General features: G+C 64.8%; 10 protein-coding genes. 5 read left to right on the top strand and 5 right to left on the bottom strand.

Annotation, left to right across the window (positions count from 1 at the left end; all coding sequences use genetic code 11):
• Nucleotides 1-55: 55 nt before the first annotated feature.
• Nucleotides 56-1,087: an SEC-C metal-binding domain-containing protein gene (locus ACIA8N_RS05095; protein ID WP_365777867.1), complete on the top strand. Its 1,032-nt coding sequence runs from the start codon at nt 56-58 to the stop codon at nt 1,085-1,087.
• A gap of 52 nt (nt 1,088-1,139) precedes the next feature.
• The gene (locus tag ACIA8N_RS05100; protein WP_399415686.1) at nt 1,140-1,637 is read left to right on the top strand and encodes a very short patch repair endonuclease; all 498 of its coding nucleotides are present in this window, start codon (nt 1,140-1,142) and stop codon (nt 1,635-1,637) included.
• On the opposite strand, the gene ACIA8N_RS05105 is transcribed toward ACIA8N_RS05100, so the two are convergent.
• The 4 genes from ACIA8N_RS05105 to ACIA8N_RS05120 all read right to left on the bottom strand — a co-directional run bounded on the left by ACIA8N_RS05105 (nt 1,619) and on the right by ACIA8N_RS05120 (nt 6,988).
• The gene (locus tag ACIA8N_RS05105) at nt 1,619-2,782 is read right to left on the bottom strand and encodes a DNA (cytosine-5-)-methyltransferase (RefSeq protein ID WP_365777865.1); all 1,164 of its coding nucleotides are present in this window, start codon (nt 2,780-2,782) and stop codon (nt 1,619-1,621) included. The genes ACIA8N_RS05100 and ACIA8N_RS05105 overlap by 19 nt on opposite strands.
• Nucleotides 2,783-3,024: 242 nt before the next feature.
• Nucleotides 3,025-4,851, bottom strand: a complete 1,827-nt coding sequence (locus ACIA8N_RS05110; protein WP_365777863.1) for a DEAD/DEAH box helicase — start codon at nt 4,849-4,851, stop codon at nt 3,025-3,027.
• The gene (locus ACIA8N_RS05115; protein ID WP_365777861.1) at nt 4,848-6,275 is read right to left on the bottom strand and encodes a hypothetical protein; all 1,428 of its coding nucleotides are present in this window, start codon (nt 6,273-6,275) and stop codon (nt 4,848-4,850) included. Before ACIA8N_RS05115 ends, ACIA8N_RS05110 begins: the two co-directional genes overlap by 4 nt.
• Nucleotides 6,276-6,292: 17 nt before the next feature.
• Nucleotides 6,293-6,988: a hypothetical protein gene (locus ACIA8N_RS05120; protein ID WP_365778178.1), complete on the bottom strand. Its 696-nt coding sequence runs from the start codon at nt 6,986-6,988 to the stop codon at nt 6,293-6,295.
• Between the two features lie 714 nt (nt 6,989-7,702).
• Between ACIA8N_RS05120 and ACIA8N_RS05125 the strand changes: the two genes are divergently transcribed.
• Together ACIA8N_RS05125 and ACIA8N_RS05130 are read left to right on the top strand one after the other, a co-directional pair.
• On the top strand, nt 7,703-8,008 hold the full coding sequence (locus ACIA8N_RS05125) for a hypothetical protein (protein WP_365778213.1): 306 nt from the start codon (nt 7,703-7,705) through the stop codon (nt 8,006-8,008).
• Nucleotides 8,009-8,120: 112 nt separating this feature from the next.
• Entirely contained in the window at nt 8,121-8,372 is a 252-nt protein-coding gene (locus tag ACIA8N_RS05130) for an HNH endonuclease (RefSeq protein ID WP_399415689.1), read from the top strand.
• Here the strand turns inward: ACIA8N_RS05130 and ACIA8N_RS05135 are convergent.
• A complete protein-coding gene (locus tag ACIA8N_RS05135) occupies nt 8,348-8,980 on the bottom strand; it encodes an ATP-binding protein (protein WP_365777859.1) in 633 nt (210 codons plus the stop codon). The genes ACIA8N_RS05130 and ACIA8N_RS05135 overlap by 25 nt on opposite strands.
• A 217-nt stretch (nt 8,981-9,197) precedes the next feature.
• On the opposite strand from ACIA8N_RS05135, the gene ACIA8N_RS05140 reads away from it, so the two are divergent.
• Nucleotides 9,198-9,380, top strand: a 183-nt coding sequence (locus tag ACIA8N_RS05140) for a helix-turn-helix domain-containing protein (RefSeq protein WP_399415691.1), incomplete at its 3' end; no start/stop codon positions are given.

Below are 9,380 nucleotides of genomic sequence, written 5' to 3' on the forward strand. Positions count from 1 at the left end.
CCTTAAGCGCTGAGGCACCAACTCTCCAGACCCGCACGGCAGTACGGTGGGACGCATGCGCCCCGACACGCCTGCCGCCCACACCACCGAAGCCGAACGCCTGCTGCGCACCGCCACGCAGTACCCGGAGGACCGGGAGCCCCTGCTCCTCCAGGCCGCGGCCCACCTGGAACTGGCGGGCGACCGCCCGGGGGCGACGGCCCTCTACGACTCCCTCCTGACCCCCGAGCCGGCGCAGCCGCACCTGATCAGGGCGCTGAAGGCGGCGAACCTGTGGGAGTACGGCCACGAGGCCGAGGCCCGGGCGATCATCGACGGCCTCCGCAGGGCACGGCCCTCGGACGCGACCCCGTGGGAGATCACGGCGGAGACGCTGGAGGCGCACGACGAGCTTGAGGCGGCGGAGTCGACGCTGACGGAGGCGGCGGAACTCCTGGTGAAGACGACCACGGAGCTCCCCCACGCCACCGAATCCCTCCTGATGACCCGGCACAGGGTGCGCCGGATGCTGGCGCTGCCGCACGACGACTGGGACGACCTGGCGGACCGGCTCCACACGGCGGCGGTCCCGCTGGACGAGCTCCACGACCCGAAGCGCCTGTGGTCGCTCGGCTCCTCGGACCCGGCGGAACTCCAGGCGGAGATCACCCGCCTCCGTTCGGAACTGGGCACCTACCGCACGGCCCTCTCCCGCCCGTTCCCGGTGGCGGTCCTGCACTGGCCGGAACCGGAACTGGACGAGCTCCTGGCGGCGTACCCGGAACTGGAGGCGGAGTACCCCACGTACCGCGCCCACCTGACGGACATCGAGGCCTCCCTCCGCGAACTCTCCCAGGCGGGCACCCCCAACCTGGGCATCGTCCGCGCCACGGTCCCCTCGTACGAAGCCTTCGCAGCCTCAGAATCCACCCACCCCTCAAACGCGGACCTCCTCCCCCAGTACGCGACAACCCTGGCGGCCCGCGGCCGCGCGGCGGCCTGGCCGCCGGCGCGGGGGGCGGCGTGCTGGTGCGGGTCGGGCCGGACGTACGGGGAATGCCACGCATTGGATGGACATGAGAAGCTCGCTTCTGGACCCACACAATGAGGACGAATACCTGATATGGGTCGGTTTACCCTCCAGGAACTTGGCAATCTGCATGAACACAGACACCACTGAGCACCTGCTGATGCACGAGGACGTGGAATGGACTCCACCTGAAGGGTCCTGGGCATCTTCCGCCGCCAGACGCCGGAACATGCAGGCCATCCGCAGCCGCGACACCAAGCCTGAGCAAGCTATCCGCCGGCTTGTTCACGCACAGGGCCTCCGCTACCGCGTAGCCGCTAAACCCTTGCCAGGCCTCCGCCGAACCGCAGATATGGTATTCCGGCCCGCGAAAGTAGCCGTATTCATCGATGGCTGCTACTGGCACGGCTGTCCCGAGCATTACGTTCCGCCAAAAACCAACCCCGGTTACTGGTCAAAGAAGGTCGAAGGAAACATAATCCGGGATCGCGATACAGACCTGAAACTCACGGAGGCAGGCTGGCTGGTATTGCGCTTCTGGGAGCACTCAGCAGCAGAGGAGTGCGCTGCCGAGATCACTCAAACCGTTACCGAAAGGAGACGCCTGCTTCAAAGCAGGGTGCTCTGAGCCGAATCCCACGTCGTACCATCGGGCTCCAGGTCACCCAAGGGCGGCTCAGAGATGACACCTTCGCGCTCAAGAGCCTCCTTGATCGCACGCCCTACAGCCTCAGCTACTGGCGGCGGGAAAGCGTTACCGACCTGGCGGTACCTTGCCGTCTTCCGGCCAGCGAACTCCCACTTACTCTTCTCAGGGAAGCCCTGGATAATCGCCGCCTGCTCTACAGTCAGCATGGGACCGATCTCCTTCTGAAGGTCCCCGAGATCCCGGTCCAGGTTTACGTCCTGCTCATCATTGGCAACGCCCATGCCGTTCACGCCCAGCGCGGCCCACGCTCTCTTGGCACGAGTAGGTCCAAGATCAGCGCCACCATGCTTCTTCGAGCCGCCAACCAGCGTGGGGGCCACGCTTCCCGCACTGGCATCATCCAGCCACTTATGGAACCCTTCCGGGCGGCCAGCTTCGACGAAACGCCGCTTCATCGAAGGCTCAAGGGCGGCGGCTACCGTGACCCTTTCCTTCCGAGGGGCAGGCCACTCGAATCCCCGATACTGATCCTCTCGAATTGCGACCAGGATGGCTCGGGGGCGAAGTTGCGGCACACCATAGTCGGCGGCCTCAAGCAGCCTCCAGCCACAAACCACATATCCGGAATCACGCAAACGCTGCTTGATTTCTTCGCGATATTCGTAGAATTTATCTCGCGGCTTCACCAGTCCGGCAACGTTCTCGATCATCACCGCCTTGGGCTTCAGCTCATCAACAAGATCAAGCATCGTCGGAAAAAGATCACGCTCATCATCACGACCCAACTGCTTTCCCGCCACAGAAAACGGAGGGCACGGAACACCGCCAGCTAGGAGCCCGAGCTCTTTTTCAGCAATGGGACGCTTCATGCGTGCGTTGAACTTCTTCAGATCCAGCGCTGGGCGGAATTTCGTTACGTCCATCTCAAGAACATCGCACTCTGCCGCAACATCGGCTCCCCAGCGCTTCTTCTTGATGACGTTGAGCTCCAGCGTCCCCGCTGCGTGCCTGTCGATCTCAACGAGTGCGAGGTGGCGGAACCCTGCCTGGTGCAGGCCGACAGCCTGCCCCCCCGCTCCTGCGCAGATCTCAATCGATGTCAGCGGCTGACCGCTGGAACCCATCGAAGCCTCCTGGTGTGACTGATTGCAGACACGCAAGTGTCGCATCCACCGGTGACATCCCGGCAGTGCTCACAGTCTCTCAGGATGGGCGGCCCCGGAACGGCGCTTCATGTCGTTGCCACCACCCTTCGCACGAACATCACACAATGACTGAGGTGCACCGCCCGCACACCAGCACACTATGGCGCAGGACAGCGACGGACAGTGACGTCACTCCGACCGCACCCGGCAGATCTGCCTGCTCACCTGACTGTCGGCAGCCCCATATGGCTCAGCAGGGCAGCCATGTCGCTCGGCGCCAGCCCTGCGGCTACCGCCGGCTCCTCTTCAAGGTCCGCAAGCTGCTGCACCGAGGGGTCATCAAGGATCCGCCCCATGAAATCCAGTTTCTGCTCCAGTCTCGTCATCACCACTTCATCGATGGTGTGCCGGGCCACAAGAACCGTCGCGTTGGTTTCAGTGTCCGGCGACAGCCCGAGGCGGTGAATCCGGTCCATGCTCTGCAGGAACCGGCCAGCCATAAAGTCCCGGTCCACATACACGGCGTCATGACACACCTGATGCAGGCTGATCCCCTCGCCCAAGGTGGCCGGGTTGGAGATCAGCACCATGCAGTCCGGGTCTTCACGGAAGCGGCGCAACTGCTCCTCCCTGTCGGGGGTCCCCCCGTACACCACCGCAGGGCCGAACTTTCCGAGGAGCTTCTCAAGAGTGGCGAGACTTCTGACGAAAGTTGTCCAGACAAGCGTCTTGCGTCCCTTCTCCGCGTTCTCCGCCACGATAAGCGCTGCTTCCTGGTACTTGGGCGACATCTCATGGTCCGGGAGGTTCTGCATAAGGGAGTAGAGCGAACTTCCCTGCGGCACCTCCAGCGGGGGCAGCTGGTAAGCAAGCGGGTCGTACCGGTTCGCCCCCTCGGTCAGGAGCGCGGGGCACACTGCGGCCATCAGCAGCCGCAGCGCGGTCTTCCCGAGCGCGCTGAGATCTTCGCGCGCCGCCCCGCTCGCCTCTCCTCCTACCAGTGAGGTGTAGATCTCCTCGTGCAGTGGCGGCATGTCCACGTAGCGCATCTGGAGCGACATCGGCGGGAGCCCGAGTTCCTGCTTGGTCGTGCGGGTGAACAAGGGACGCAGGACAGTGCTCGCGTACGCCAGGTCTCCACCGGCGACCGCCTGTGTGACCGTGCGCTGTCCATGCCCTGGCCAGACAAATCCGAGCAGGTTCTCCAGGTCCTTGGCCCCGTTGGGGGCCGGCGTGCCGGTAAGGATCAGCCTGCGACTGGCGAGTGGCCCGAGGGCCATGCAGGCAGCGCCGTACGTACCCCGCGCGCCGAGCTTCATGCGGTGTGCCTCGTCAAGGACGATCACAGAGGGGGCAGCCTTCAGCCATGCAGCCAGCATCGTGAGCGACCGGTCCAGCCGCTCGTAGTTGACGATCAGCACCTCCGCCCACTGGTCGTACGACTTGCCGAGGATGTCCGTGCGCAGCGGATGGCGGAAACAGACCGCGCTCTCGTACTGCCACGACTCGTAAGCAGACTTGGGGCAGACGATGAGCAGTCGGCTGGCCTTCCCCTGCGCCTTCTGACTGGCGTACACGGCTAGGCCCACGCGCGTCTTGCCGGCACCGGGAACACTGAAGTTGGCCCCGTGCTGAAGCGAGAGAAGTTTAGCTACATCACGCCGCTGGAAATCGCTGAGATCAGCCTTCCACTCCTCTCCCAGCAGAAAGGGAACCTCGTCCGGATGGATCTCTCCCGTATGGTCCGGCGCATCCAGGCGTTCCTTGACCGCTTGGGCATCCTGAAGGACGCCAACGACCAGTTCCTGAAGTTCCGGAGCCCACTCAACACCGGACGCGTCCGACCAGGAGGAGAGGGCACTCAGGCCCCCCAGCAGATCATTGAGCTCGACTACGGCCGCTACCGGGCCGAGCTGGCCGCCCGACCTGAAACGGGCGGCCAGCTGGACGAGTTCGCCCCGGTGTTCTTCCGTCGTCCGGAGAACGACCTTCGTGCGCGTCTCATCGAAATCGAGACACAGCGACATACCAGCGGTGACCTCACTCATCCGGAGGTCTCCAGGGAAACAGCCTCGATGAGCCAGGCCACACCGTCACCAGGGGTCGCGGTGCCACGCCCCGCCTGCTGAGCGAGCTTGCGCAGGCTCTCGCGCAACTTGAGTACGGCTTCGTCGAAAGCTTCCTCGTCAAGGCTGCGCGAGGCTCGTGCCTGCACAAGTTCCACGACGCTCTGGTCGATATCGGCGCAGGCATCCGCGATACGGGCGGGTGCCATCTGCTTCCTCTTCTTCAGCCTCGCGTCACGGCCGGCAGCGTCAATCGCCTGGTCGAAAGCTTCGCGCGCTTCCTGGAAGACGTCCTGAGCCTGCTTCCTGTCCTGCTCAGAAGCCACATCGCTGGAGGCGCTGGCCATCGCCTTCGCACGGAGCACCTTGTCGTTCAAGGACCGGGCTGCCGAAACCGCGGAAGAAGTTCCAGGAAGCGTCACACCCCCCAGCCCAGGCACGGATACGGTCGCCTGCTCGCCCGCCGACTTGCTGAAGTCCGGGGACATCGTCCGGGACAGGTACCGGTCGCGGAAGCCCTCATCGATATGCCGCACGTCCGTCTTGGCGAAGCCCATGACAATGGCTGCCATGCGGAGTTCCTTCAGGACGTCCGCGCGGTCAGGATCGACCGTAGCGAGCTTCTCGTACGCGCGGTGGAGTTCCTTGAGCTTCTCCTGGTGGTCCTCAAAATCGACGAGTCGCAGCCCGGTCGTACCACCGTTCGCACTACGCGAGATCTGCTCACGGATCGTGCCGAGGATCCAGCGCTCCTGGTGGTAGGTGGACGGCCGGATACGGAAGTCCTTCGCAATGGCATCGGGCGTCCGGCCGAGGCCAGCCTGCTCCTCGATAGCGAGCAGACGGTTGATGTACGAATAGTCCCGCCGGTGGTCCCGGCGCAACTGGAGGGCCAGTTCAACGGCACTGATGTCGTCCCAGTTGAACGACTCCGGCAGAACGCCGACCCGCATCGTCTGTCGGCCCAGCTCACGGAGTGCTGCCGTGCGCGTGTTGCCGTTGACGAGGATGCCGCTGTAGGTGATCAGACCAGGGTCGTTCTGCCCGAACTGGTCAAGGCTCTCCTTCAGTTTGTCGAAGTCCGGGTCCCTGCGGTTGGGATCGGCAGGGTCGGCCTGGAGGAGGAATCGCAGGTACTCCTGGCTTCCTCCCGTCCAGGGGTCTGCGGTCAGGGCCGCGTCCTTGACGGGGTCGTGGCTGCGCTGTGCCCTGATGCGGTGGGTTCCGGGGTTGTAAAAGACAGAGCTGATGGGGCAGTCGATCACCTCGCAGTGAAGCGCCTGGCCGTTCCAGTCCACCGTGACCGTTTCGCGGGTTCCGCCGGCGTTCTTCACGTCCTCAAGCCGCTTCCTGACCAGCTCGCTGAACTCGGCAGCGCGCGGCGGCAACGGAAATTCCTGCTTCATCTGCTTCCCCTCGTTCGTTACTTGGCCGTGCCGTGGACAGCGTCCCGTACCGCTTCGCGGGCCGGCTCGGGCAGGGTGCGGTATTCGCCCCAGAGCCGCTCCAGCGGGCTCGGGTCGCGGTGATCGGCGTTCAGCCAGCCGAGGAACACACTCCGCTCCAGCGGGGTAAGACGCTCGATGCTGCCCAGTACACCGGCCAGATCCGCCTGACGCTGGCGGCCGCCAACCCGGCACCTGTTGCACTCGGTGACGAGCTGGATCTCGCTCGTTCCGTCCGGCATCCGCACCTGCCGCCGTGCCACGTCCAGCTGCGCGTCCTGGCCTCCGTCGCCAAATGACTCGCCCGCGCCGATGCCGCAGGACCGGCACAGGAAGCTGTCAGCCACGAAAACCTTGGTCCGCTGAGCTGCGGTCAGCCCGGACTTCTCCTTCGGGGACTTCGACTGCCCGGGAAGCCAGATGTCAGCCCCCCTCTTCACGAAACGCTGCTCGTCGAGGTGGAGCGACTCGTCCTCGCGCCTGGTGTCGATCTGCCAGTCGTGGTCTCGCAGGTCGCGCACCCGGCGGTCGATCTGTGCCACCTCCGGGAACGCGGCCCTCAACTGCCCCTTGGTGAAGATGTTGCCTTCCCCGACCTCCGACACCAGCCACAGGCCAGCACGGACCTTGCTGCCGAACGACTTGTCGAGCCACGACGGAACTGCCACTTGCATCCTCCGCTCAACGAACACCCTGAAGAGCCGTTCACCAGGCAGTACAGGCCTGAGAGCGCCTGCGCTGCCAGACTTCCGGCTGGCTCAACCATTCAGCACGGTGGCCAGAGGCGCCGTCTACCCCCGGCTGGCTTTGCGCGCAAGGTAGTCAAATCCCTCTGCTGCACAATGAACTGCGCGCCTTCAGGAGGAATGGACATGGCGGGAAAAAGCTCAGTGGGCACGGCTACGGCAATGCCGGACCTGCCACCAGGGCGGAAGGCGCTCGCTGGGGCGATAGCTGCTCTCTACGAGCACCTGGCAGTCAGAACGCTGGCCGAGGCTGCGGCACTCCTGGCGTCAGAGGGGTGGCAGAAGGACCCGAGCGAACTCTCCCGCTACCGCAGCGGGCGCCGGAAGCCCCCCATAGAACTGGTCCTTGTGCTCCACAGGCTCGCTGCCGAACGGGCAGTACCCGGCGCAGTGACGTTCTCTCCGGCGGAGCTGCGCAGGCTCCATGCGTCAGCCGAGACGACTTTCTGCCGGAACTGTGGTCCGGTACTCAGCGAAAACCAGCGGCTTCGTGGCGAGAACAGCCGGCTTCTTGCACGTCAGGTCTCCAGAAGTTCGCTGGGGCCCGCTACCGCGGAGGGAAGCAATCCGGCCTCTCTCACGCGCCGTACTCCGCTGCCGGTCCCCCGCCTCGCGGGGGACCGGCAGCGGAGAGCGCGTGATGTGACTGCGGCGCAGCAACTCGCTACCAGCACTTCCACTCTCCACGGAAGCGGACAGATCGGTCACGCGGTCGCCCTCATCCAGGACACTGCGGCATCACTGTCCCCTCTGGAGAGTGCGGCGGCCATCGCACTGCTGCGTGACGGACAGGATGACCTCGCAGACACAGTCATTGCCATTAACGGCCGAAGCCGCGCCGAAGAGGACGTCATGCGCATCGCAGTTGAGCTGCACGCCTTGGGCTTGGCAGACGATGCCGGCGCGATCCTCCGGGCCGCGCTTGCGCATACGCCGGCACAGACCTGACAAAGAACAGAAGTCAGTGCGACTTCTTCACCGCTCATCCGGCTTCGCTCACGCTGCTCCCCCTCGACCCCGTCACCTCCAAGAGCGAAAGACCTCCCGAAGGGCAGTCGCGATGCTAAACCAGCCGATCCGGCGCGAGACGTGCACGTTCGACGTCGGCGCCGACTACATCGAGGTGCACCACATCACACCCCTTCACGCCGCCGGCCCCAGCGAGACCCCGCTGGGGGATCTAGCACTCCTGTGCGCGAACTGCCATCGCATGTGTCACAGGAACTACACGGGAGAAGCCTGGCGCACGCCCGACGACCTCCGCGAGAAAATGCGCGCGGTCGCCCGTCATGCAGCTTCGCCGGCCTCGTAGAGCTGCTGCGCGCGGCAAAGCGCCTCATCGGGATCACTGCCCTGGAGATTGAGCCAGACGAGAAGGTCTGCAATCAGCGTGACGGCCGCCTCCTCGTTCACTCTGGAGCGCGAGACCTGACGCGGCACCCTCACGCCGAGGAGCTCCCGGTAGCCGCCGAGAACCGTGCCCGCACGCTGGGCTCGCGCGTACAAAGCGTCAGCAATCACCGACACCTCACACCAGACGGCCTTGCCCGTCCCCGTGAGCAGCGTGCCCCAGTCGACCGACATCGACGCCACGAGATGCAGCCCCCGGCCGCACTCCTGCTCGCAATCGGCAATGCCGTCCCTCTTCGGCACCACAGAGCTCTTGTCGTGCAACTCCACCCTGAGGCGACTCCCTCGCGGTTCGAGGACGAGGGTCGCCGACGCACCTTCACCCACGTGCTTCATGACGTTCGTCGCGAGTTCCGTCACCACCAGTTCAACCTCGTCAGCTGCTGCCAGAACACCCCACTGCCCGAGTGTCGAGCGGACAGCACCACGCAGCAGCCTGAACTCTCCAGGCACCGCTTCGAACGGCAGGACGCAGCGGAGCGTCTCACCGCCCTCTCCCCTGAAAGTCATAGCGAGACTCCCTCTCCGGCCACGCCAGCGATCAACCCACCGCATCTGTACGGGGACGCTACGTAACCATGACCTGAGGTGAGTATGGCAGTGAGAATTCTCGCCAAGTAACTTCTCACCAGACTCGATCGAGTGAATCAGGAGATGCCAACGCTCCTGCCACATAGCCTGATTGAGCCCAGAAGAAGGGCACTGAACAGCTACGAAGGGCAGCCGCTTGTCATCGAGGACGACGACCCGCCGCCGCCAGCTCGGCTCGACCATGCGCAAGCTGCGAGCACGTTCAGGCATGACCTTGGAAGAAGCCGGCGGCCGTGTCGGCGTATCCAAGGCGACGGTGAGCCGGTACGAAACCCAGTCCGGCCCCGTGAAGTGGCCCATCGTGGACGCCCTGTGCCGC

The sequence above is a fragment of the Streptomyces sp. NPDC051822 genome (assembly GCF_044452745.1).
In the GTDB taxonomy this organism is placed as follows: domain Bacteria; phylum Actinomycetota; class Actinomycetes; order Streptomycetales; family Streptomycetaceae; genus Streptomyces.